Origin of the sequence: Ehrlichia chaffeensis str. Arkansas (assembly GCF_000013145.1) — a bacterium.
Lineage (GTDB): Bacteria > Pseudomonadota > Alphaproteobacteria > Rickettsiales > Anaplasmataceae > Ehrlichia > Ehrlichia chaffeensis.
Map to the genome: position 1 here is coordinate 384828 of NC_007799.1, position 21490 is coordinate 406317.

A 21490-nucleotide genomic window follows, 5' to 3' on the forward strand; every position below is an offset into this window, starting at 1 on the left:
ACTATGTTGATGTTTTTATGTATCATCAATATTTACTGGATTATTGAAAGCAATATTCAATGCTTATGGGAGGCGTATTGTGAATAGTAAAGAATTTTGTGATAAGAAATTAGTGCACATTAATGGATTTTCAATGATATTTTGGTGTATTGTTTTTATTTTGTTGTTGTTGTCTGGTATATACTATGGAAATTTTTTTATTGTGTTACCAATGTCTCTAGTGTCGTTAATTTGTACATTTATTATTCCAAGTGGATTTTTTGTGAATAATCCTAATGAAGCAAAAGTTGTTGAATTTTTTGGAAATTATATTGGGACTATATTTAAGTCAGGTTTTTTTTGGACTATTCCCTTTGTTCGCATGAGGTCAATTTCATTAAAGGTGAGAAATGTTAATACAAGTAAGATCAAAGTAAATGATTTTAATGGTAATCCAATAGAGATAGCTGCAGTAGTTGTGTGGCGAGTTGTGAGTCCTGCAAAAGCTTGTCTTAATGTGAGTGATTATCAAGAGTTTATTAATATTCAAAATGAAGCTGCGGTTAGGGAATTAGCTGGTAGCTATCCATATGATGCTGAAGATAATAGTGAATCTTTACGTAATAATTCGACAAAGATCTCGTCTAAGTTACGTGATATGTTACAGAATAGATTAGATTTGGTAGGTGTTATTGTAGAGGATGCACGAATATCACATTTAGCTTACTCTTCTGAGATAGCTCAAATTATGTTAAGAAGGCAGCAAGCAAAAGCTATTACTAATGCTAGAGGATATATAGTAAGAAATGCAATCATTATGGTAGACGAGATATTAAAGCATTTTGAATTGCAATATCAAATTAATCTTTCTGATGAGCAAAAAGTTAAACTTGTGAATAACCTTTTAGTATCTTTAATCTCAGAGCAAGGAACTCAACCTACTATTAATATAGAATAATATGTATTAGTATATTTTCAATAAGACTCAATGTGTGTAATGCATTTTAAATAGTTTATAATCCTGAACAAGTTTACATAAATACTATATCATTTTTTGTAATGTTGCTAAAAATGTGATCAGCTTTAAAGCGTATATGTTATATAATTTGTAATGCAAGAGTCCTGTTATTTATTATGCAGAAAATTTAAGTAGTATATGTATTACTAATAATTTTATTAATAAGATTTTTCTTCATATGAGTACTTAATTTTGTGTTTCAAAATAGTTACTTTAGAATCTGTGACTAATCTCAGTGTATTAGAATAGTGTTTAGATATATAAAAGATATTTCATAGAAATAACACATGTAAATGATTTATCCAACTCTTGCTTTTTATTTCTCCTAAGTTTTGAATAAAAATATTTTAACAAGATAGGTTAATTATGAATTATGATACATTAAATTTTTATGAATATTATGATACATGTGATGTGGATTGTGCAGATTATGTATGTAGTAATGGAGTGTTAGAGGAACATATATCTTATCAGTCAATGTGGAAAGCAGTTATACTTCAAGCAATAATTGATTCGACATCTAATTATAGAAGGATGGAAAATAAGCTTGAGAAAATAAAAGCTACTAATTGGCTTAATGACTTTTCGAGAGATTTTATAACTGTTTGTCATTTTGCGGGATATAATCCTTTAAGTGTCCGAAATAAAGCAAAGAGAATTATCTCAGATAATAAAATTTTAAATGAGGATAAAATTAGAGGTTAGATAAACTAAATCTCAACTGTATAACTTTTAATTTTGCTGTTAAATAATCTGCAAGTTGAGATTTTTAATTTATATGAGTATTAGTGATAGTAATTAATATTTGTTATATATTGGTTTTTTACCATTTTATTGATTAAGTTTATGATAAAAAAGGGTTTATTTTTTCAAAGTTCTAAGTTAATGATTACTATGTTATATCATATATGGAAATCTCAACTTGTATAACTTTTAATTTTGCTGTTGAATAATCTGAAAGTTAAGATTTGTAATTTATGTAAGTACTAGTAATAGTATATATTGCTTTTTATCATTCTATTGGTTAAGTTTACTCTAAAAAAGAGTTTATTTTTGTCAACGTGCTAAGTTAATGATTATTATGTTATATCGTACATGGAAATCTCAACTTGTATAACTTTTAATTTTGCTGTTAAATAATCTGCAAGTTGAGATTTTATTTTATTCTAAATATAGAATGAAGTATTGAAAGTAATAAATGTGGTTTTTTATATAAATTTTCTTAAAAAGTGTGCTAATGTTTTATGAATAATGAAAAAAATGAAAGAAATTTTTGATCACTATTATTCTATGGTGGATAGTGGTAAAATCACTTATGATGAGCAGCAAGTTAAGCTATTAAACGAATTAACACCATATTTATCTGTTGAGAAAATTTGTTGCTTTTTGCCTATAAAAAAGAGACTACAGAAGGTTGGGGTATACATATATGGAGAAGTAGGCAGAGGGAAGTCTATGATTACAGATATATATTATAATGCTTGTAAAATAGAAAGGAAGAAACGACAACATTTCAATCAGTTTATGAAGACAGTGCATACTTTATTACATGAGTTTAAATCATCTCGTGTCAAAGATCCACTGCATAAAGTTGCTAAAACAATGGTTCATGGTGTAGATTTATTATGTCTAGATGAAATACAGGTATATGATATTTGTGATGCTATGATATTGGGTCGATTATTTTCTATTATTTTTGATCAGAAAGTTATTGTTATGATGACTTCAAATTATGCTCCTGTAGATCTGTATCAGGATGGTATTCAAAGGCAATCTTTTGAATCTACAATATCATTAATAATTGAGAGAATGTGTGTTGTACATTTATCTGGTAAACAAGACTATCGGGCTATTAAGGATTTAGGGATAAGTGATATATATTTTATAGGAGATGATTCTTATATAAAGTTATCTCAATTGTTTTTTGAAATGGCAAATGGTAGGAGGGTAGAACCTGTAACATTACATGTTTGTAGGAGAAATATTAAAGTGAATAAAACTTTTGATAATGTTGCATGGTTTGATTTTGATGAGTTATGTGGAAAAGCATTATGGGTATCAGATTATCAGGAAATAGTACGTAATTTTTCAGTAATATTTATTGCAAATATTCCTGTGTTTAATCATTATAATCAAAATGAGATGCGTAGATTTACTATTTTAATAGATGAATTATATGAAAACAAAGTTAAAATTTTTTGTTCTCTTGCTGTAGAGCCTAAGTTGTTATATTACTTGCAAGAGGTACCTGTGGATTTTCAACGTACTATTTCGCGTTTAATGGAAATGCGGTCACCATCTTACTATAATATTTAAGTTGTTATAAATTATGTTTTTTATTGTTAGAAATACTTAGCATTGTTTAGTAAGCATTTATGTAGATTGATAAATAAGATCATTTTTATTATGTTGTTTAAATGTCCTGGTGATTTATTATATAGTTTTTGCTAACAGGAGTAATTAAAATTTAAAAATATATTTTAATGAAAATAGGACATGGATTTTGTTATGTCCTTGTATATAGTCTCTTTTAAGCATCTAATTATGATGGTTACTGCTGTTATCTTTTGTATTACTTTGGTATTTGTTTATAACTTGCTTACAAGGAGTAATGTAAAGCTTCAAAACACATTTTACATTGAACAGAGCATATATTTTTTGATGTGCTTGTGTGTACATTTCTTTTAAGAATCTGATTATGATGGTAACTACTGTTATCTTTTGATATTACTTTTTAGTATTTGTTTATAACTTGCTTACAAGGAGTAATGTAAAGCTTCAAAACACATTTTACATTGAAAAGGGCATATATTTTTTGATGTGCTTGTGTGTACATTTCTTTTAAGAATCTGATTATGATGGTAACTACTGTTATCTTTTGATATTACTTTTTAGTATTTGTTTATAACTTGCTTACAAGGAGTAATGTAAAGCTTCAAAACACATTTTACATTGAAAAGGGCATATATTTTTTGATGTGCTTGTGTGTACATTTCTTTTAAGAATCTGATTATGATGGTAACTACTGTTATCTTTTGATATTACTTTTTAGTATTTGTTTATAACTTGCTTACAAGGAGTAATGTAAAGCTTCAAAACACATTTTACATTGAACAGAGTATATGTTTTGTGATGGTTTGTGTGCATATTTCTTGTAAGAATCTAATTGTGATGGTAACTACTGTTATCTTTTGATATTGCTTTTTAGTATTTGTTTATAACTTTGCTTACGAGGAATAATGTAAAGTTTCAAAACACATTTTACATTGCACAGGGCATGTATTTTTGTGATGTGCTTGTGTGCACATTTCCTGTAAGCACTTGATGTAATATTCATTGTTGCTTAATGTAGGTACTCTGAAGAACATATTTTCTTTTGATATGATTTTCTTGCACTCTATATCTAATTCTACTAGAGTTTCAGAATTTTCTGATACAAACGATATAGGAACTAATACTATAGGTACATCATCTTGTTTTGCTTGATTAATTGCTGATATTGTACTGGGTTCTAACCATTTTATGTTGCCAACTTTGCTTTGATAACATATTTTATAATCTAATGATGATATATTTAAAGACTTGGTAATTAATAATACGGTTTGTTCTATTTGATGTTGGTATGGGTCACCTCGTTGTACTATACTCAGTGGTAAACTATGTGCTGAAAATAATATTCTTGGTGATCCATAATTTTGTGCTTCCCGGTATTTTTCTATAATTAACTGGCAGTGTGCTTTTATATAATTTTCATTATTATAATAGCAACAAATCGTTGAAGTAGGGCAGTGAAATCTACTTTTTTTCATGTGATAGTTCCAGTGTTGGATAGCTGATAGTGTGGTGGTTGTTGAGTAATGTGGATATAAAGGTATTAGAATTATTTTGTCTGGACGATACTGACATACAGATTTTATTGTGCTTTTAGCTGAAGGTTTTGAATGTCGCATGAATATAAAAACTTTGTATTGGTTTTCATTGTGATTATTTAATATGTGTTCAAGAGATGAAGCTTGTATTTTTGTTTCGCTTAATATTGGTGACTGTCCATTAAGATGTTTATATATTTCTATTGCTTTTCTCTTTCTGAAGAATGAAAGTAATGTTGCCAATATAAACCTTAGAGGATTTGATATGTTTATAATATTTTTATCATAAAACAAATTGAATAGGAACGGCCTTACTTCACATAGTGACTGAGGACCACCTAAATTAAATAATACTACTGCTACTTTTTTTGACACGTATTGTTTGTTCATTATGAGCTAACAAAATAACACATGTAATGCTAATTATCAAGAAGAAAGAACAGTATAGCTTTATATTATTTATGTTGTGAAGAAGATGTACTTTGAGATACAGGCTGTTCTACAAAAAGGTTTACACTACTCTCATTTGTTGTTTCTAGTAATCCTTCATGTTCAGAGCTGTCACTTGATCTTCTTAAAAGTGTTGATACAGATCTACATCTAGGTTGTTTAGATGTTATTGTCAATAGCTCGTCAAGGTATGAAATAGGGGATTTTGAAGTACCATCTTCCTGTTTTATTATTTTAGCGTTTAATATCCCAAAACTACATGTTACGATTAAATCTCTACTTCCTGCATATAATAAACTAGCTATGTTCTCAAGATTTGCTTTAGAATGTGAAAACTTTTTTTCCATTTGAGAATGTGTTAGTGTGTTATACAGGAGAATGCATAAATCAAGTAAGAAACTAAATGGGAGTTCTAATATTTCTATGATGCAAAGAATGAATTCTGCAGCTGCTTTTATTCCTATTAAAGGAGTCATTAGCATAGAAAAAAGGATAGTTTTTATAGTACATGCTGCAATGTTAGTAGATTCTACAAAACTTCCTTCAAGCTTATTGATAGACCCAGGTCGTTTAAAGTTAATAAAATCATTGTTATGTAAATTAGGGTTTCTATATATTGGATGTTTTATCGGACCACAACAATCTTTTCTTATACTTAGTATTCTTAAAGTTAGACAAATCATTATCATAAGATAATACATGCAGCTAAGCATATCAGGTGCATTTGTAATGGGTTTAGTGTTGGAAATATTTTATTTCCAAAATAATGTGTTGCGAGAAATAATGTAGGCATTACAAGCATGGCTTCAAAAAATGGGATTAAGTGCTTTCTTATTTGATGTTTTGCATTCTCTTTATTATCTGTAACCACTGTTCTTTGGAAATTTGTCATGTGTTTACTATAATGCATCTCATAAAGTGACATTTCCAATAGACTAATGGCTGCCAGATTAAAAGTTGTCCATCCCTTTAATCCACAAAATAATGAGTTTTTTAATTTAATATGAAAATTTGAAAAGTTTAATTTTGCTGTATGCACGGTAATGTTTCCTGTTGATAAAATACTATTATATTATACTTTATTTATTGTAGTAGTATATTAATATATTTGTTATCCTGTATTTTCTATCATTAATAGCATACATGAACCCCCAATGCTATTTGGAGTATGTAGTGATAATAAGATTGTATTAATACCTAAAGAACTAAATTGCTATATTTAAAAAATGATAAATGAAGTAATAGTACATATCCTAAGATTTTTCTAAATTATGAATTAATTTTTCTATTCTTAATAATGTATGTGATAATATATTACTTACTTCGTTTTTTATTTTTAAATAATCATCAAAGTATTTTTTATACGTTAACATTTCATCTTTTGTTTTTTTTAATTGAGTCTTCAGTTCGTGTTTCTCATCTTCTAGTGTTAATCCTGCTAGTAAAAATATTAAAGCATCAGACCCTTTGCCTTTTTCTGCACTTGATATTGAGTTAACTAATGCATTGAATTTATCTACTAAATTGCGTAAGTGTGGTTCTTCTGTTTTATTACATGCTACTCTGTATGTGTTATTTCTGACAGTAATTTCAATAACTTGTGGGTTAGAGTTATTCACTTACTTGCTCCTTTTTAAAATAGCTTTGATATTTTCTATTGTAGAATTTAAACGATGAATAGTTTCATGACATATTTCTTTCCAACTGTTACATTCATTTGTTTTGTTTGTAAGTTGTTGATCTAACTTATTTTTTTCTTCAGTAAGTAATTCTATAGTTGCTTTATATTGGGATATATTATTTTTATTGTTTAGTTTTTGTATTAATAAAGACTCTAATCTGTCAAATGCTTTGTCTAAATTCTGTTGGAATTCTGAATTGTTATTTATTTGATTCATAATAAACCACATTCTAATAAGTCTATATTTAGTTTGGTTATAACTTATTGATTTATAATCTTAATAAATTTACTACTAGCTCTAAAGTATACTTTCTTATACTTACTTTTTGCTAACCTTGCATTAGCAGTTTTTATATTATAACTCCTTACTGTAAATGATCCAAAACCTCTTAATTCTACCCTACAATCATTCTTTAAATAATCTACAATTAATGAAAAGAATATATTTAATATCTTAGATACTATCTCTTCACTAAGAGAAGGATTTTTTTTTGATATGTGCTGAATTAAATGTGATTTTAACATGATATTTATTTATTAATATAATAATGAACAACCTGAGATATAAATGAACTTACATTTTCAATTATAGATTTGTGTTTTTTTTTTGATAATACTTTGACTTTCTGTGTGCTAATATTTTGTGAGTGGAACCAATTCATTGCTTCATCTTGTCCACCGATCTGATCAACTAACCCTATAGATAATGCTTCAGACCCTGTATATATACTGCCATTTGCTATCTTTAATACCTGGTCCTTTTCCATTTTTCTGCGGTCTGCTACTATATCAACAAAGTAATCATATGAGTTTTTAATAATACGACGTATAGATTCTTCTTTTTCTTCTGTTAACTCTTCAAAAGGAGATGTTTCTGCTTTTAGATTTGAGGATTTTATTGATTTTAAAGAGATACCCATTTTTTCTGCTAAAGGGTTAATACCAATGTATTGCATTAACACACCAATTGATCCAGTAATAGTGGTATGACGCGCTATTATATAATCTGCAGCGATTGCAGTCATGTATCCACCTGATGCAGCAAAATCATTTAACAGTGCGACTACTGGCTTATTTTTTGAAACATTACGTATATTTTGATATAAAATTTCACTGCCTGTAACTGAACCTCCTGGACTGTTAATATTTAATATCAACCCTGTAACATGATTGTCTTCGGCAATCTTTTTCAGTAATGCATCCATTTCTTCGTTTGTTTCAATTTTTCCTTCAATATTCACTTTAGCAATATATTCATTGTCTAAAAAACTACTAATCTTTGATATGTCAATATAGTTAACTAACATTAACAATACGAATATCATAAAAAATGCAAAAACCCGCCATAACTTTACTTTAGAATTTAATACTTCTATTTTTAGTAATTGATCAGACATGAGATAAACCTATTCAGTGCTTTAATGATAGTATCATATTATAAGTTTCAATAAGCAATACTTCAGCTTCTAACCTATCTCCTGGGAAGAATTTTTTATTATCAGGTAGGTATTCTTGTTCAATTAGTAAGTTGAAACTATTTGATCCATTGAATACATCAACTAATATACCAGTATCTTCAACAACTTTGGTAACTGTAACTGGTATTTTATCTCCTAAGTTAATTTTCTTTAATAAATCAAGAAAAGGGTCATACTCTAGTTGTTTTACTCCAAGATCTATCTTGCTTTTATTTGGATTTATCATGAGTATTTTTGCTTCTACAGAATCTCCAACGTTATATTTTTTTATTGCTGCTTCTGGTGATAAGGACCAACTTAACTCTGTAGTACGAATTAACCCTTCAATGCCATCATTGAGTGTGTTATCCTGAAATGAAACAAATATACCAAGATTTGTAATATTTTTTATCTTTGTTGATACAATAGAACCTAAAGGATACTTTAGTGTAAACGCCTGCCATGGGTTATCTTGACACCTTTTCATACTAAGACTCATGCGACTTTTAGCTGTGTCTATGCTTAATACCTTAACTTGAATTTCTTCACCTCTCATAAATAACTGGTTTATAGGAAGAGAATTTTTTGTCCAGCTTACTTCGGATACGTGTACTAACCCCTCTATCCCTGTTTCTAATTCAACAAAGACCCCATATTCCTCAATGCTTGTGACAATACCTTTATGGATACTATCAACAGGATATTTTTTCTCAATATTTGACCATGGACTTTCCTCTAATTGCTTTACACCAAGAGAAATTTTCTTATTTTCACGGTCAATTTTTATAATTTTTGTTTTGACAGTTTGGCCACATGAGAAAACAGCTGAAGGATGACTTACACGGCTCCATGATATATCAGTTATATGCAATAGCCCGTCAACTACACCTACTGAAGGAGATTCATGTATTTCTATGAATACACCATATTTAGTTATGCTTTTAACTTTACCTTCAATAATATCTCCTTCATTTAATTGGCTGAGATATAAACTTTTAGCATCTGCAAGTGATTCTTCTAATATAGCTTTTCTTGAGACTACAATATTACCTTGCTTTTTATCCATCTTTAATATACGGAACTTTTGCTTTTTACCTAATAGGGGAGTGATGTCTTTAACTTGTCTTAGAGCTACATGGCTTGCTGGTAAAAATGCCACAACACCTTTTATGTCTACAGTGTACCCACATTTAATTGAGCTAAATATTACTCCTTCAACATCTTCTTTTTTTTCTGCAGCTTCTTCAAGTTTCTGCCATAGTTCATCTCTGATAGCTTTTTCTCTACTTAATACTACACTACCATTACGACCTTCGATTTTCTCTAAGTATAGCTTTACTTTTGATCCTATACTAATATTCTGATAATCATCACCAAGCTCAAATTCTTTAAGTGAAACAATACTTTCGGATTTTAATCCTGAGTCTATTGTTACATACCCCTTATCTATGCATATAATAGTGCCCTCTATTATTTGTCCTTCTTTGACACTGTCATCAATAAATTCTTTTAACGCATGCTGAAACTCTGAGCTACTATCATTATCGGAATCTTCTACTTCAAGATTATGGCTAATAAACTTGTTGGATTTTATTTTCTTTATATTATGTAAATAATTTTCTGATCCTAAATTTGTTTTTGTTTGAAGGTCTTCCATAAAATATAGCCTATTTTAAAATTAGCAAAAGCGGTAAAAATCATATTATTATTATTTACCATACTTTACAAGTAGGTTTTTATTTTTTCTTTAATGTATAAAAGTACCTGTTCTTTATTCATGTATGAAGTGTTAATGTATAGGGCATCTTTTACTTTTACCAAAGGAGAAAATTTTCTATAGGTATCTCTAATATCCCTTTCTAGTATTTGTTTGTGTATTTTTTTATACATTTCTTTCTTGTGATATAACATTTCTTTAAACCTTCGCTGTGCTCTAATAGATGCTTGTGCTGTAATAAAAATTTTAAGGTCTGCTTCAGGAAATACTGTAGAAGATGTATCTCTGCCATCTAGGATTATACCTGGTTCTGCTAGATGGATAAGTTTGCGCTGTATAGGTAATAATGCAAGTCTAATGTGTTGATATCTTGCTAAAATTGAAGCAGTTTTGCCTATGTCTTCATTATTGTATATAGTATTATTATCTTCTAAGAGCAGTGATAATATTTTGTCCTCTAATTTATTGTCAATTTTTAGATGGTTTTGTGCTGATGTTCCAAATATTGTAGCTATTATCCTGTATAATTTTCCTGTATCTAAATACTGAAAGTTAAGAAAATTTGCTAATTTTTTTGCTAAACTTCCTTTTCCTGAAGCAGAAGGACCATCAATTGTTATAACGAAATTATTGCAATGCTTGGTCATAATTTTGTATAAAAATGGAATATAGTGCTACAGCTGCTGCGTTTGATACGTTTAAGCTATCAATTTTTTTTGATATTGCAATTTTTAGTAAAAAGTCGCAATTTTCTTTTGTTAGTTTACGCATCCCTTTATCTTCTGATCCAAAGATAATTAGTTTTTTGCTGTCCAATTTTGTTTTGTGTAGAAATTCTCCTTCTTTTGCATCAAATCCATAGCACCAATATCCTGCTTTTTTGAGTAACTTTATTGTGTTGACGATGTTGATCACATATACAATGGGAATCATATCGACAGCGCCACTTGAAGTTTTTGACATACCACAGTTTTCAGATGGTGAATTGTGGTAAGGTAATATAATTGCATCCACATTGAAACACACAGCTGATCTAATAATGGATCCTACGTTATGAATATCTGTAACTTGATCTAAAAGTATTATTGTTGAACTTTCTTTGGATGTATTTAATACCTCTTCTACTGTTGTTGAATCAATAACTGAGGCTTTTAAAGCAATACCCTGATGATTGCTGTTATGTGGTAATACTGAATTGATATAATTAGGATTAACTTGTTTTAAGTTTATATTCTTTTGTTTGCATAATCTTAAAATTTTGGATATTTCATTATTATTTTTCATAAAATTTTCTGTTACCAGAAGTTCATGACATTTTCTATTTTTATTCTGTAAAGCAGCGGTACATGGGTGTTTACCGTAAATCCATATCTTGTTTTTGTCCATAAAAATGTGACTATTAATTTTGACTTTTTTTAATTAGGTATTGACATATTGTAATCTTTAATTTAGTTAAATCAATTCTAATCTAAATTTTTTTGGTATCATTTTTTGTTTTTTTGTGTTAATTAATACAAGGATGTTAGGTTAGCGTTAGTGTTTTTAGGAGGAGTGGCCGAGCGGTCAAAGGCAGCAGACTGTAAATCTGCCCACTAGCGTGTACGTAGGTTCAAATCCTACCTCCTCCACGGGAGATTATGCGGGTATAGCTCAATGGTAGAGTCCCAGCCTTCCAAGCTGGCTACGTGGGTTCGATTCCCACTATCCGCTCTTTATTTTTGAAATGGTTTAATGATGTTAAAGGTATTTGTTTATGGTAGAAGAAAGGAAACCACATATAAATGTAGGGACAATAGGGCATGTTGATCATGGTAAGACAACATTAACAGCAGCGTTAACAACAGTGTTAGCGAAGAGGTTGAGTGGAGAAGGTAATAAAAGTGTAAAGTATGACGAAATAGATAAAGCACCAGAAGAGAAAGCAAGAGGAATAACCATTTCAACAGCACATGTAGAATATGAAACAGAGAATAGACATTATGCGCATGTAGATTGTCCAGGACATGCTGATTATATAAAAAATATGATAACAGGTGCTGCACAAATGGATGCAGCAATATTAGTAGTATCTGCAACAGATGGAGCAATGCCACAAACAAGAGAACATATACTATTAGCAAAACAAGTTGGAGTAAAAGATATAGTAGTATGGATGAATAAGTGTGATGTTGTAGATGATGAAGAAATGTTGTCATTAGTTGAGATGGAAATAAGAGAATTATTATCAAAATATGGATATCCAGGAGATGATATAGATGTTGTAAGAGGATCTGCAGTTAAGGCATTGGAAGAAGAAACAGGTTCAGGAGTCTGGAGTGAAAAAATAATGGAATTGATGAATGCCTTAGAAAAAATAAGTTTACCAACAAGAGAAAAAGATAAGCCATTTTTAATGTCAATAGAAGATGTATTTTCAATACCTGGAAGAGGTACAGTAGTAACAGGAAGAATAGAGAGAGGAGTAATTAGAGTAGGAGATAAAATAGAGATAGTAGGGTTACGAGATATACAGAGCACAGTATGTACAGGTGTTGAAATGTTTCATAAAGCATTAGATGCAGGAGAAGCAGGGGATAATGCAGGTATATTGTTAAGAGGAATAAAGAAAGAGGATGTAGAGAGAGGGCAAGTATTGAGTGCGCCTGGTCAAATACATTCGTATAAGAAATTTAAAGCAGAGGTATATATATTAAAGAAAGAAGAGGGAGGAAGGCATACACCGTTTTTCTCAAATTATCAGCCACAATTTTATGTTAGAACAACTGATGTAACAGGTAGTATAAAATTACCTGAGGGGGTAGAGATGGTAATGCCTGGGGATAATATAAGTATCGAAGTAAGTTTAGATAAGCCTGTTGCTATTGATAAAGGATTGAGATTTGCAATTCGTGAAGGTGGTAGAACTGTAGGCTCTGGTATTATTACTGAAATTTTGGAGTAGGTATTTTATGGTAACGCAAAAAATATATATTGAGCTTAAAGCATTCGATAGTTGTTTACTGGATAGATCTGCACGTAGTATCATTTTAACTGCTAAGAGGAGTGGGGCACGTGTTAATGGCCCAATTTTTTTTCCTCGTAAGATTATGAAATTTATTGTTAACCGATCTACTCATGTTGATAAAAAGTCTAGAGAACAGTTTGAAATTAGGACACATAAACGTTTAATTAGCTTGCCAAAAGCTAATTCTACAATTATTCAGGCATTAATGAGTTTGCAATTGCCTGCTGGTGTAGATGTAAAAGTTAAAGTGATTGGGGGCAGCAATGGCTAAGAGAATAGGATTATTTCTAGAAAAAGTAGGCCATACGGCAATTTTTGATAATGAAGGTAAAAGGATTCCAATTACTTTATTACATTTACGAGATTCTTTTATTATTTCTAAAAAGACTAAAGATATTCATGGTTACGATGCAGTGGTATTAGGGGTAGAAGCTTCTATTAATTTAAAGAAGCCTCAATCAAAGATTTTAGAGAAAAGCAAAATTACTGCTAAATGTAAGATTTTTGAATCTAGGGTTGATAATTTAGGTGATGTAGTAGAGGGAGCTAAAGTTTCTATTACTCATTTTGTCAAGGATCAATATGTTGATATTACTGGGTATTCTTTAGGGAAAGGTTTTGCTGGTGTTATGAAGCGACATAATTTTAAAGGATTAAAAGCATCTCATGGTGTCTCTATTGCTCATAGATCTCAAGGCTCAACAGGTCAGTGTCAAGATCCTGGTAGAGTATATAAAGGGAAGAAAATGGCTGGTCAATTAGGGAATAGTAAAGTCACAGTACAGAATCTTAAGGTTATTTTAGTTGATCAGGAGAGATCTTTATTAGGTGTAAGAGGTAATAATATTCCTGGGGCGAAAGGTTCTTATGTTTTTGTAAAAGATGCTGTAAAAAAATCAGTTCCAAAGGGTTCTTTTCCTATATGTGCTGAAGATTTAAAGTTAGATAATGTTGTGTGAGATCAATATGGAAGTTAATATAATAAATGTAAATAGTGATAGGATTGGGACGATTGATTTAAATCCTCTAATATTTTCTGTGAATTATAGACCAGATATATTAAAGATGGTAGTTGATTGGCAATTATCTAAGAGGCGTGCTGGGACACATAAAGCAAAAACTATAGGTGATATTTCTGGTACAACTGCTAAGCCTCATAGACAGAAACATACTGGTAGAGCAAGACAAGGTAGTTTACGTAGTCCACAATTTAGAGGTGGTGCTGTTATTTTTGGACCTGTAGTAAGAAGTCATGCTTATTCATTGAATAAAAAAGTTCGCAATCTGGGGTTAAAGGTTGCTCTATCATTAAAGAATTCTTGTAATAAATTATTGATTTTAGACAGTATTGATGTTAATTTTGTGAAGACTACACAAGTGTTACAATTTATTAAGAATTTTGAGCATAAGTCGTTTCTGATTATTGATAAGGATTATAATAAAAGTGTAGTTTGCTCTTGTAGAAATTTGCATAATGTAACTTTGTTAAAGCAAATTGGAACAAATGTTTTAGATATTTTAAGACATGATTGCATAATTTTAACTGTTGGAGCTGTAAAATATTTAGAAGAAAGGTTATTATGATTAATTATTTTAACGTTATACAATCCTCTATTATTACAGAGAAGGCAGTATTGTTGAATGAGAAATTTAATAAGTATGCTGTATATGTCTCTGTTGATGCTGATAAGCAAAGAATCAAAAAAGCTTTAAAAGTAGTATTTGGTTTGGATGTTATTCGTATTAATATCTTGAATCAGAAAGGAAAGAAAAAGTATTTCAAAGGTGTATTTGGACGTAGGAAAAATAGGAAAAAGGTTTATTTTTCTTTGCCAAAAGATCAAAATTTTAAATATATGGGAATGAAATAGAATTAATATGGGTATTAAAAACTTGAATTCAGTGACAGCATCTTTGCGTGGTACTGTATTATTAGATAAATCAATGCTATGGAAAGGTAAGCCAGAGAAGTCTCTAGTTAGTTATAAAATTTCTCGTGGAGGTAGGAATTCTCGTGGTGTTATTACTGTACGCCATCGTGGTAGGGGTCATAAGCGGTTGTATAGAGTTGTTGATTTTAAAAGGAATAAGGTTGGGGTTTCTGCAACTGTTGAAAGATTAGAGTATGATCCAAATAGAACAGCATTTATTGCATTGCTATCTTATGATGATGGTGAAAAATCTTACATAATTGCACCTAATGGGTTAAAGAAAGGTGATGTAGTTATATCTGGTGATGGAGCTGATATATTACCTGGAAATTGTCTTCTATTAAAATCAATTCCTGTAGGCACATTTGTTCATAATGTTGAGTTAAGACCTGGTAATGGTGGAGTGATTGCAAGATCTGCTGGTACTTATGCTCAATTGATGAGTAAAGATGGTATGTATGTTTTATTGAGATTAAGTTCAGGGGAAATAAGGAAGGTATTATCTGATTGTCGTGCTACTATAGGTATAGTATCTAATTTGGATAATCAAAATGTAAAGTTAGGTAAAGCTGGAAGGAGTAGGTGGTTAGGTATTAGGCCCACTGTGCGTGGTGTTGCGATGAACCCTATAGATCATCCTCATGGTGGGGGTGAAGGTAAAACTTCTGGTGGTAGAAATCCTGTTACTCCATGGGGTGTGCCAACAAAAGGTAAGAAGACTAGAAAGAGAAATAAGTCTAGTAATAAGTATATTAAGCGTGTATCTGATAAAGGGTAGAATATGTCTAGATCTATAAAAAAGCCTCCTTTTTGTGCGCCACATGTTTTACGGTTAGTAAATAAGGCTATAGCTCAAAATAAATTAAATTCTATTATCAATATTCACTCTAGGTCTTCTGTAATCTTAAATAAATTTATAGGTTTAACTTTTGGGGTTTATAATGGTAAGACTTATGTTCCTGTAAAAGTTAATGATAATATGGTGGGACGTAAATTTGGCGAATTTTCTCCAACTCGTCGTTACACTGGACATGTGGGTGATAAGAAGGTATCTAGGAAGTAAATTGGTTAGGTTATATGAGTAAAGTATTGATAGTAGCTAAAGGTATGGGGTTGAAGTCTACTCCTTCTAAGTTAAATTTAGTTGCTGATTTAATTAGAGGGAAAGATGTGTCTGTTGCTATGATGTATTTAAAATTTTGTAGGAAAAAGTCTGCTGGATATATCAGTAAAGTTTTAAAATCTGCTGTTGCTAATGCGCAAGCTAATTATAATATTGATCTTGATAATCTTTACGTAAAAGAAGTTTTAGTTGGTAAGTCTTTTTCTTTACGTAGGATTCATGCTCGTGCACGAGGTAAAGCATGTAGGGTGTATAAGCATTATGGTAATGTTATCATAAAATTATTTGAGAGGATATAATTTATGGGTCAGAAGTCTAATCCTATTGGATTAAGGTTAAAGATAATCAATACATGGGATTCTTTGTGGTATGCAAATAAGGATTATACTACAAAGTTACATGAGGATTTTTTATTGCGTAAGTTTATAAAGAAAGCTTTCTATCATGCTTCAATTAGTAAGGTTGTTATAGCTAGAAAAGTAGATGTAATTATGGTTAATGTATATTCTGCTAAGCCTGGTGTGATCATAGGTAAGAAAGGTGCTGATATTGATAAAGTAAAACAGCAGATTGTTAAAATGATAAATAATAATATTGAATTGAATATAATAGAGGTGAAAAAACCTGAATTAAAGGCAGTTTTAATAGCAGAAAATATAGCACAGCAATTAGAAAAGAGGATATCTTTTAGACGTGCAATGAAAAGAAGTGTCCAAAGCTGTTTAAAAATAGGTGCAAAAGGAATAAAAGTTAGCTGTGCTGGTAGATTAGGTGGGGCTGAAATTGCTAGGACTGAATGGTATAAAGAAGGAAGTGTTCCATTGCATACTTTCAGAGCTAATATAGATTATGGTTTTTCTGAAGCAAAAACAATTTATGGAATAATAGGTGTTAAGGTTTGGGTCTACCTTGGTGATACGAAGTCAAGTAATGAATAATGAGTGAGTAGAGATTATGTTTATACCTAAAAAAACTAAGTATAAGAAGGATTTTAAAGGACGTATTAGTGGTAATGCAAAAGGTGGATATACTTTATCTTTTGGGTCCCATGGGTTGAAAGCTTTAGAGCCAAGTAGATTAACTTCTAAACAAATTGAATCTGCAAGGAGAAGTATTTCAAGGACTTTAAAACGTGTTGGTAAAGTATGGATTAGGGCATTTTGTCATACTTCTGTTAGTAAGAAACCCATGGATGTTCGTATGGGAAAAGGGAAAGGAAGTGTTGAGATGTGGGTATGTAAAGTAAAACCTGGCAAGATATTGTTTGAGATAGGTGGAGTGCCATTAAATTTAGCTAGGGAGGCATTGAATAAAGCTCAAGCTAAGCTTCCAATGAAGTGTAAATTTGTTAGTGATGAATTGTAAAGGTATTGAGCTATGGATATTGTTGATATAAGGTCTAAGAGTAATGATGAGTTGCGCGAACTATTAGTAAATTTAGGGAAAGAATTAGTTAATGCTGTATTGAATAGGAAAGTTGATAAATCAACAAACCACTTTTATTGTAGAAATATAAAAAAAGATATAGCCAGAGTATTAACAGTATTAAATGAGAGAAGGAAAGAGGAAAAACATGTCTAATAAGAAAGTTTTAACAGGGATTGTAGTTGATGCAAAATGTGATAAAACTATAAAGGTAATGGTTTCTCGTATGATAATGCATAAAACGTATAAGAAGATAGTAAAGAAACGTAAGAATTATGTAGTGCATGATGAGCATAATCAATATAAGTGTGGTGATGTTGTGAAGATACAGGAGCATATACCTATATCTGCTACTAAAAGGTGGATTGTAATTTAAAAGGTGATATTTTATGATACAGAAGAATACTTTATTGGATGTTGCAGATAATTCTGGTGCGCGTAAAGTGTTGTGTATAGGGTTGTTAAATGGTAAGAAGTCTGCTTCAGTTGGGGATGTTATTGTTGTTTCTACTAAGTTAATTACTCCGCGAGGAAAGGTTAGTAAAGGGAAGGTTTATAAGGCAGTAATTGTTCGAGTAAAGAAAGCAGTACGTAGGTTAGATGGAAGTGTTATAAAGTTTTCAAGTAACGCTGTTGTATTAATTAATGATCAAGGTGATCCATTAGGGACTCGTGTATTTGGTCCAATTAAGAAATTACCTTTTGGTCTTTTTTCAAAAGTTATGTCTTTGGCTGTAGAGGTGTTATAAAATGGGTATGAAGATTATTGCTGGTGATGATGTTATAGTAATCAGTGGCAAAGATAAAGGGAAGATGGGAAAAGTAATAAAAGTTTTGAAAAAAAAGCATTGTGGTAAAGATGTTTCTTTTGCAATAGTTTCAGGAGTAAATGTATGTAGAAAGAGTGTTAAGGCAACTCAAAAAAGTGATGGTGGTATTATAAGTGTTGAAAAGCCTATAAATCTTTCAAACATTGCATTATTTGATTCTACGCTTGGAATTCAAACAAGAGTAGGGTATAAATTTATAGGTGAGAAAAAAGTGCGTTTTATGAAGTCTTCTGGCAAAGTTATAGAATAGGTTGTTTTTTTATGTTAAAGGATTTATATAAAAGTCATATTGTGCCATCTTTAAAGACTAAGCTTGGATACAGCAATGTGATGCAGGTTCCTAAAATTGTAAAAGTGTGTTTAAATATAGGATTAGGTATAAGGGGTTCTGATAGTAAGGTTATGAATTCTTGTGTTCGTGATCTTGCATTAATAGCTGGTCAGAAGCCTGTGGCAACTTATGCAAAAAAATCTATTGCTGGATTTAAAATACGTAAAGGATTTCCTATTGGATGTAAGGTTACATTAAGAAATAATAAAATGTATGAGTTTTTAGAGAGGCTTATTCATGTTGTTCTTCCTAGGGAACAAGATTTCAAAGGATTATCTGTGAGTCAGTTTGATGGTTGTGGTAACTTATCGATTGGTATAAAGGAGCATATTTCGTTTTTAGAAATAGATTATGATAAAATAGATAAGATACTAGGGGTAGATATTAATATTGTCACGAATGCAGTTAACAATAATGATGCTAAATTGTTGTTAATGGAATTCGGTTTTCCGTTTATTAATTAAGGGTATTCATGTCAAGAAAATCTGTTATACAAAGGAATCTAAAACGTATATCTATTTGTAATAGATTAAAGAATAAGAGAGAGGAATTAAAAGCTATAATTAAAGATCAATCTATTTCTATGAATGATAGGTTTTTAGCTCAGGTAAAATTATCTAAGCTTCCTAGGGATTCATCTTACATTAGAATTAGGAATAGATGTTTGATTACTGGAAGGCCTAGAGGATGTTATAGAAAGTTTAAAGTTTCTCGTATTGTGTTACGTCAATTAGGTTCAATTGGACAAATACCTGGATTGACTAAATCTAGTTGGTAATATTGAAAGGAGGGGTTAGTAGTGTCTTTGTCAGATCCTATTGCTAATTTTTTAACAAGTATACGTAATGGACAATTAAGTATGAATAAGGTAATAGTAGTTTCTTATTCTTATGTTATTCATGCTATACTACAAATTTTACTTTCGGAAGGATATATAGATGGGTTTACTGAAAAATCAAAAGGTTCTAATATAAAATTTTTTGAAGTGAAGCTTAAGTATTATAATGGTGCACCTGTAATTAGTCAGATAGCTAGAATATCAAAGCCAGGTAAAAGGTGTTATTGTTCAGCTAAGGATATGCCGAAATTTTATAATGGGTTAGGTTTGTATATAATATCTACATCTAAAGGAATTATGTCGGATTATAATGCTCGTAAATCTGGTGTTGGTGGAGAAATTTTATGTGGTGTTTTTTAGGAGATTAATTAATGTCAAGAGTTGGCTCTATGCCTATAGCAATTCCTAGTAATGTTCAGGCAGACTTGGTTGGTAATCAGCTTATCTTAAAGAATAATGAGAATTCATTGAAATTGACTTTAGATTATGGTGTGCTTTGTGATATTACTGATGGTAAAATTGTGTTGCATGTTAATGATAAATCTATCAAGTCAAGAGTAATGTGGGGAACTTATAGAAGTATAATTAATAATTATGCTATAGGTTTGTCTCAAGGATTAGTAGTTGAACTTGAAGTTAATGGTGTTGGTTATAAGGCTGAAGTTAACGGTGAATATTTATCTTTATCATTGGGTTTTAGTCATGGGGTAAAGTATAAAATTCCTACAGGCATTGTTATTCAGTGTGTTAAACCTACTCAAATATTAGTTAAGGGTTTTGATAAGCAAAAAGTATATATGGTAGCATCTGATATATGTTCAATTAGAAAATATAATCCATATAAAGGTAAAGGTATTTCTATTAAAGGTAGATATGTTCATAGGAAAGAAGTTAATAAGAAGAAGTAAAGTGGGGTAATAGTTAAGGTTATGGTGTATAATTGTGGTACTAGACTTGAAAGACGTAAAAAACGTGTTAGATTAAAGTTAAAGAGAAATTCATCTTTACTAAGGTTATCTATTTTTAAATCAAATAGGCATTTTTATGTTCAATTAATAGATGATAAGTGTGGGAGAACATTTGCTTCAGCATCTACTTTAGAACGTGAAGTTGTTGCTTTAACGAATAGGAGGGTTAATAGTGATTCTGTAAAAATTGTTGCAAAATTAATGTCTGATCGATTGAATAAGTTAGATAATTGTAAGAAATTTATTTTCGATAGAGGTCTCTATAAGTATACAGGGATAGTTTCTGAGTTTGCAAATGAATTACGGAGTTATGGTTTTGAGTTTTAATAAGTAGGTTTTATAATATGGATGTTGTAAAGAAATCACGAAATGTTCATGGTTCTAATGATTTTTCTGAGTTGATAGTTTCTGTTAGGAGAGTTGCGAAAGTTGTAAAAGGTGGCCGTAGGTTTTCTTTCTCAGTTCTAGTAGTGATAGGTGATGAAAAAGGTAAAGTTGGTTGTGGAATAGGAAAGCATCTTGAAGTATCTGAAGCTAAAATTAAAGCTGTTAATGCTGCTAGAAAAAATATGATCAGGGTACATTTACGTGAATCTAGAACTTTACATCATGATGTAAAAGCTAAGTTTTGTTCAAGTAAAGTTATGTTAAGATCAGCTAAGGTAGGTACAGGTATTATAGCTGGTGGTTCTATACGTTTAATTTTTGAAGTTTTAGGAGTGCAAGATGTTGTAGCAAAGTCTATAGGCTCCTCAAATCCGCATAATGTTGTATATGCTGTTTTTGCTGCTTTTAGGAAAATGCTATCGCCAAAGCAGGTAGCTAATAAAAGGAGTAGAAAGATAGGTGATATTATTGAAAATAGGTAA

General features: G+C 30.5%; 33 protein-coding genes and 2 tRNA genes. 25 read left to right on the forward strand and 10 right to left on the reverse strand.

The window, feature by feature from the left end; genetic code table 11:
• Positions 1-79 precede the first annotated feature (79 nt).
• From ECH_RS01580 to zapE, 3 genes are all read left to right on the forward strand, one after another.
• Entirely contained in the window at positions 80-937 is an 858-nt protein-coding gene (locus tag ECH_RS01580; RefSeq protein WP_011452565.1) for an SPFH domain-containing protein, read from the forward strand.
• Positions 938-1363: 426 nt separating this feature from the next.
• Complete coding sequence (locus ECH_RS01585) at positions 1364-1702, forward strand: hypothetical protein (RefSeq protein WP_006011471.1); 339 nt, start codon at positions 1364-1366, stop codon at positions 1700-1702.
• A 555-nt stretch (positions 1703-2257) separates the two neighbouring features.
• Positions 2258-3313 carry a cell division protein ZapE gene (gene zapE / locus ECH_RS01590; RefSeq protein WP_011452566.1) on the forward strand — a complete coding sequence of 352 codons (1056 nt, stop codon included), beginning with the start codon at positions 2258-2260 and terminating at the stop codon, positions 3311-3313.
• A gap of 911 nt (positions 3314-4224) precedes the next feature.
• On the opposite strand, the gene hemH is transcribed toward zapE, so the two are convergent.
• The 10 genes from hemH to rlmB all read right to left on the reverse strand — a co-directional run bounded on the left by hemH (position 4225) and on the right by rlmB (position 11557).
• Complete coding sequence (hemH, locus tag ECH_RS01595) at positions 4225-5256, reverse strand: ferrochelatase (protein ID WP_011452569.1); 1032 nt, start codon at positions 5254-5256, stop codon at positions 4225-4227.
• Between the two features lie 65 nt (positions 5257-5321).
• The gene (locus ECH_RS04830) at positions 5322-5999 is read right to left on the reverse strand and encodes a hypothetical protein (protein ID WP_143485401.1); all 678 of its coding nucleotides are present in this window, start codon (positions 5997-5999) and stop codon (positions 5322-5324) included.
• 2 nt (positions 6000-6001) lie between these two features.
• Complete coding sequence (locus ECH_RS01610) at positions 6002-6355, reverse strand: hypothetical protein (RefSeq protein WP_011452571.1); 354 nt, start codon at positions 6353-6355, stop codon at positions 6002-6004.
• A gap of 214 nt (positions 6356-6569) precedes the next feature.
• Positions 6570-6935: a cell division protein ZapA gene (locus ECH_RS01615; RefSeq protein ID WP_006011247.1), complete on the reverse strand. Its 366-nt coding sequence runs from the start codon at positions 6933-6935 to the stop codon at positions 6570-6572.
• Positions 6936-7214, reverse strand: a complete 279-nt coding sequence (locus ECH_RS01620; RefSeq protein ID WP_011452572.1) for a DUF4164 domain-containing protein — start codon at positions 7212-7214, stop codon at positions 6936-6938. It lies immediately after the preceding gene.
• Between the two features lie 44 nt (positions 7215-7258).
• Entirely contained in the window at positions 7259-7522 is a 264-nt protein-coding gene (locus tag ECH_RS01625; RefSeq protein WP_006011256.1) for an HU family DNA-binding protein, read from the reverse strand.
• Positions 7523-7527: 5 nt separating this feature from the next.
• Positions 7528-8394, reverse strand: a complete 867-nt coding sequence (sppA, locus tag ECH_RS01630) for a signal peptide peptidase SppA (protein WP_006011248.1) — start codon at positions 8392-8394, stop codon at positions 7528-7530.
• Between the two features lie 13 nt (positions 8395-8407).
• Positions 8408-10111, reverse strand: coding sequence for a 30S ribosomal protein S1 (locus tag ECH_RS01635; protein ID WP_011452573.1), 1704 nt, complete (start codon positions 10109-10111; stop codon positions 8408-8410).
• 65 nt (positions 10112-10176) lie between these two features.
• Positions 10177-10818 carry a (d)CMP kinase gene (gene cmk, locus ECH_RS01640; RefSeq protein WP_006011252.1) on the reverse strand — a complete coding sequence of 214 codons (642 nt, stop codon included), beginning with the start codon at positions 10816-10818 and terminating at the stop codon, positions 10177-10179.
• Positions 10799-11557: a 23S rRNA (guanosine(2251)-2'-O)-methyltransferase RlmB gene (gene rlmB / locus ECH_RS01645; protein ID WP_011452574.1), complete on the reverse strand. Its 759-nt coding sequence runs from the start codon at positions 11555-11557 to the stop codon at positions 10799-10801. Before rlmB ends, cmk begins: the two co-directional genes overlap by 20 nt.
• 159 nt (positions 11558-11716) lie before the next feature.
• Between rlmB and ECH_RS01650 the strand changes: the two genes are divergently transcribed.
• From ECH_RS01650 to rpsE, 22 genes are all read left to right on the forward strand, one after another.
• Positions 11717-11799: transfer RNA gene (locus ECH_RS01650), tRNA-Tyr, on the forward strand.
• Between the two features lie 11 nt (positions 11800-11810).
• Positions 11811-11881 (forward strand) — tRNA-Gly (locus ECH_RS01655).
• 43 nt (positions 11882-11924) lie between these two features.
• A complete protein-coding gene (gene tuf, locus ECH_RS01660; RefSeq protein ID WP_006011505.1) occupies positions 11925-13112 on the forward strand; it encodes an elongation factor Tu in 1188 nt (395 codons plus the stop codon).
• Between the two features lie 7 nt (positions 13113-13119).
• Positions 13120-13446: a 30S ribosomal protein S10 gene (gene rpsJ / locus ECH_RS01665; RefSeq protein WP_011452575.1), complete on the forward strand. Its 327-nt coding sequence runs from the start codon at positions 13120-13122 to the stop codon at positions 13444-13446.
• Positions 13439-14134: a 50S ribosomal protein L3 gene (rplC, locus tag ECH_RS01670; RefSeq protein ID WP_011452576.1), complete on the forward strand. Its 696-nt coding sequence runs from the start codon at positions 13439-13441 to the stop codon at positions 14132-14134. Before rpsJ ends, rplC begins: the two co-directional genes overlap by 8 nt.
• Positions 14135-14141: 7 nt before the next feature.
• Positions 14142-14759, forward strand: a complete 618-nt coding sequence (rplD, locus tag ECH_RS01675) for a 50S ribosomal protein L4 (protein WP_011452577.1) — start codon at positions 14142-14144, stop codon at positions 14757-14759.
• Entirely contained in the window at positions 14756-15046 is a 291-nt protein-coding gene (locus tag ECH_RS01680) for a 50S ribosomal protein L23 (RefSeq protein ID WP_011452578.1), read from the forward strand. Before rplD ends, ECH_RS01680 begins: the two co-directional genes overlap by 4 nt.
• Positions 15047-15053: 7 nt before the next feature.
• A complete protein-coding gene (gene rplB / locus ECH_RS01685; RefSeq protein ID WP_011452579.1) occupies positions 15054-15884 on the forward strand; it encodes a 50S ribosomal protein L2 in 831 nt (276 codons plus the stop codon).
• Positions 15885-15887: 3 nt separating this feature from the next.
• A complete protein-coding gene (gene rpsS / locus ECH_RS01690; RefSeq protein ID WP_011452580.1) occupies positions 15888-16169 on the forward strand; it encodes a 30S ribosomal protein S19 in 282 nt (93 codons plus the stop codon).
• Between the two features lie 14 nt (positions 16170-16183).
• On the forward strand, positions 16184-16528 hold the full coding sequence (gene rplV, locus ECH_RS01695) for a 50S ribosomal protein L22 (RefSeq protein WP_044148004.1): 345 nt from the start codon (positions 16184-16186) through the stop codon (positions 16526-16528).
• 3 nt (positions 16529-16531) lie between these two features.
• Complete coding sequence (gene rpsC, locus ECH_RS01700) at positions 16532-17167, forward strand: 30S ribosomal protein S3 (protein ID WP_011452582.1); 636 nt, start codon at positions 16532-16534, stop codon at positions 17165-17167.
• A 16-nt stretch (positions 17168-17183) separates the two neighbouring features.
• On the forward strand, positions 17184-17594 hold the full coding sequence (gene rplP, locus ECH_RS01705) for a 50S ribosomal protein L16 (protein ID WP_011452583.1): 411 nt from the start codon (positions 17184-17186) through the stop codon (positions 17592-17594).
• 12 nt (positions 17595-17606) lie between these two features.
• A complete protein-coding gene (gene rpmC / locus ECH_RS01710) occupies positions 17607-17810 on the forward strand; it encodes a 50S ribosomal protein L29 (protein ID WP_011452584.1) in 204 nt (67 codons plus the stop codon).
• A complete protein-coding gene (gene rpsQ, locus ECH_RS01715; protein ID WP_044233236.1) occupies positions 17779-18030 on the forward strand; it encodes a 30S ribosomal protein S17 in 252 nt (83 codons plus the stop codon). The genes rpmC and rpsQ overlap by 32 nt, the downstream gene beginning before the upstream one ends.
• Before the next feature lie 13 nt (positions 18031-18043).
• Positions 18044-18403, forward strand: a complete 360-nt coding sequence (gene rplN / locus ECH_RS01720; protein WP_011452586.1) for a 50S ribosomal protein L14 — start codon at positions 18044-18046, stop codon at positions 18401-18403.
• A 1-nt stretch (position 18404) separates the two neighbouring features.
• Positions 18405-18734 (forward strand): 50S ribosomal protein L24, encoded by a 330-nt coding sequence (rplX, locus tag ECH_RS01725; protein ID WP_011452587.1) that lies wholly within the window; start codon positions 18405-18407, stop codon positions 18732-18734.
• 11 nt (positions 18735-18745) lie between these two features.
• Complete coding sequence (gene rplE / locus ECH_RS01730) at positions 18746-19279, forward strand: 50S ribosomal protein L5 (protein WP_011452588.1); 534 nt, start codon at positions 18746-18748, stop codon at positions 19277-19279.
• Between the two features lie 8 nt (positions 19280-19287).
• A complete protein-coding gene (rpsN, locus tag ECH_RS01735; RefSeq protein WP_011452589.1) occupies positions 19288-19593 on the forward strand; it encodes a 30S ribosomal protein S14 in 306 nt (101 codons plus the stop codon).
• Between the two features lie 21 nt (positions 19594-19614).
• On the forward strand, positions 19615-20013 hold the full coding sequence (rpsH, locus tag ECH_RS01740) for a 30S ribosomal protein S8 (RefSeq protein WP_011452590.1): 399 nt from the start codon (positions 19615-19617) through the stop codon (positions 20011-20013).
• An 11-nt stretch (positions 20014-20024) separates the two neighbouring features.
• The gene (rplF, locus tag ECH_RS01745; RefSeq protein WP_011452591.1) at positions 20025-20561 is read left to right on the forward strand and encodes a 50S ribosomal protein L6; all 537 of its coding nucleotides are present in this window, start codon (positions 20025-20027) and stop codon (positions 20559-20561) included.
• Between the two features lie 21 nt (positions 20562-20582).
• Positions 20583-20948: a 50S ribosomal protein L18 gene (locus ECH_RS01750; protein ID WP_011452592.1), complete on the forward strand. Its 366-nt coding sequence runs from the start codon at positions 20583-20585 to the stop codon at positions 20946-20948.
• Positions 20949-20965: 17 nt separating this feature from the next.
• On the forward strand, positions 20966-21490 hold the full coding sequence (gene rpsE / locus ECH_RS01755; protein WP_011452593.1) for a 30S ribosomal protein S5: 525 nt from the start codon (positions 20966-20968) through the stop codon (positions 21488-21490).

Coding starts and splice junctions, on each gene's coding strand:
- ECH_RS01585 (WP_006011471.1), top strand. CDS start 1,364: ATGAATTATGATACATTAAATTTTTATGAATATTATGATACATGTGAT.
- zapE (WP_011452566.1), top strand. CDS start 2,258: ATGAAAGAAATTTTTGATCACTATTATTCTATGGTGGATAGTGGTAAA.
- hemH (WP_011452569.1), bottom strand. CDS start 5,256: ATGAACAAACAATACGTGTCAAAAAAAGTAGCAGTAGTATTATTTAAT.
- ECH_RS04830 (WP_143485401.1), bottom strand. CDS start 5,999: ATGATTTGTCTAACTTTAAGAATACTAAGTATAAGAAAAGATTGTTGT.
- ECH_RS01620 (WP_011452572.1), bottom strand. CDS start 7,214: ATGAATCAAATAAATAACAATTCAGAATTCCAACAGAATTTAGACAAA.
- ECH_RS01625 (WP_006011256.1), bottom strand. CDS start 7,522: ATGTTAAAATCACATTTAATTCAGCACATATCAAAAAAAAATCCTTCT.
- sppA (WP_006011248.1), bottom strand. CDS start 8,394: ATGTCTGATCAATTACTAAAAATAGAAGTATTAAATTCTAAAGTAAAG.
- ECH_RS01635 (WP_011452573.1), bottom strand. CDS start 10,111: ATGGAAGACCTTCAAACAAAAACAAATTTAGGATCAGAAAATTATTTA.
- cmk (WP_006011252.1), bottom strand. CDS start 10,818: ATGACCAAGCATTGCAATAATTTCGTTATAACAATTGATGGTCCTTCT.
- rlmB (WP_011452574.1), bottom strand. CDS start 11,557: ATGGACAAAAACAAGATATGGATTTACGGTAAACACCCATGTACCGCT.
- tuf (WP_006011505.1), top strand. CDS start 11,925: ATGGTAGAAGAAAGGAAACCACATATAAATGTAGGGACAATAGGGCAT.
- rpsJ (WP_011452575.1), top strand. CDS start 13,120: ATGGTAACGCAAAAAATATATATTGAGCTTAAAGCATTCGATAGTTGT.
- rplC (WP_011452576.1), top strand. CDS start 13,439: ATGGCTAAGAGAATAGGATTATTTCTAGAAAAAGTAGGCCATACGGCA.
- rplD (WP_011452577.1), top strand. CDS start 14,142: ATGGAAGTTAATATAATAAATGTAAATAGTGATAGGATTGGGACGATT.
- ECH_RS01680 (WP_011452578.1), top strand. CDS start 14,756: ATGATTAATTATTTTAACGTTATACAATCCTCTATTATTACAGAGAAG.
- rplB (WP_011452579.1), top strand. CDS start 15,054: ATGGGTATTAAAAACTTGAATTCAGTGACAGCATCTTTGCGTGGTACT.
- rpsS (WP_011452580.1), top strand. CDS start 15,888: ATGTCTAGATCTATAAAAAAGCCTCCTTTTTGTGCGCCACATGTTTTA.
- rplV (WP_044148004.1), top strand. CDS start 16,184: ATGAGTAAAGTATTGATAGTAGCTAAAGGTATGGGGTTGAAGTCTACT.
- rpsC (WP_011452582.1), top strand. CDS start 16,532: ATGGGTCAGAAGTCTAATCCTATTGGATTAAGGTTAAAGATAATCAAT.
- rplP (WP_011452583.1), top strand. CDS start 17,184: ATGTTTATACCTAAAAAAACTAAGTATAAGAAGGATTTTAAAGGACGT.
- rpmC (WP_011452584.1), top strand. CDS start 17,607: ATGGATATTGTTGATATAAGGTCTAAGAGTAATGATGAGTTGCGCGAA.
- rpsQ (WP_044233236.1), top strand. CDS start 17,779: ATGAGAGAAGGAAAGAGGAAAAACATGTCTAATAAGAAAGTTTTAACA.
- rplN (WP_011452586.1), top strand. CDS start 18,044: ATGATACAGAAGAATACTTTATTGGATGTTGCAGATAATTCTGGTGCG.
- rplX (WP_011452587.1), top strand. CDS start 18,405: ATGGGTATGAAGATTATTGCTGGTGATGATGTTATAGTAATCAGTGGC.
- rplE (WP_011452588.1), top strand. CDS start 18,746: ATGTTAAAGGATTTATATAAAAGTCATATTGTGCCATCTTTAAAGACT.
- rpsN (WP_011452589.1), top strand. CDS start 19,288: ATGTCAAGAAAATCTGTTATACAAAGGAATCTAAAACGTATATCTATT.
- rplF (WP_011452591.1), top strand. CDS start 20,025: ATGTCAAGAGTTGGCTCTATGCCTATAGCAATTCCTAGTAATGTTCAG.
- ECH_RS01750 (WP_011452592.1), top strand. CDS start 20,583: ATGGTGTATAATTGTGGTACTAGACTTGAAAGACGTAAAAAACGTGTT.
- rpsE (WP_011452593.1), top strand. CDS start 20,966: ATGGATGTTGTAAAGAAATCACGAAATGTTCATGGTTCTAATGATTTT.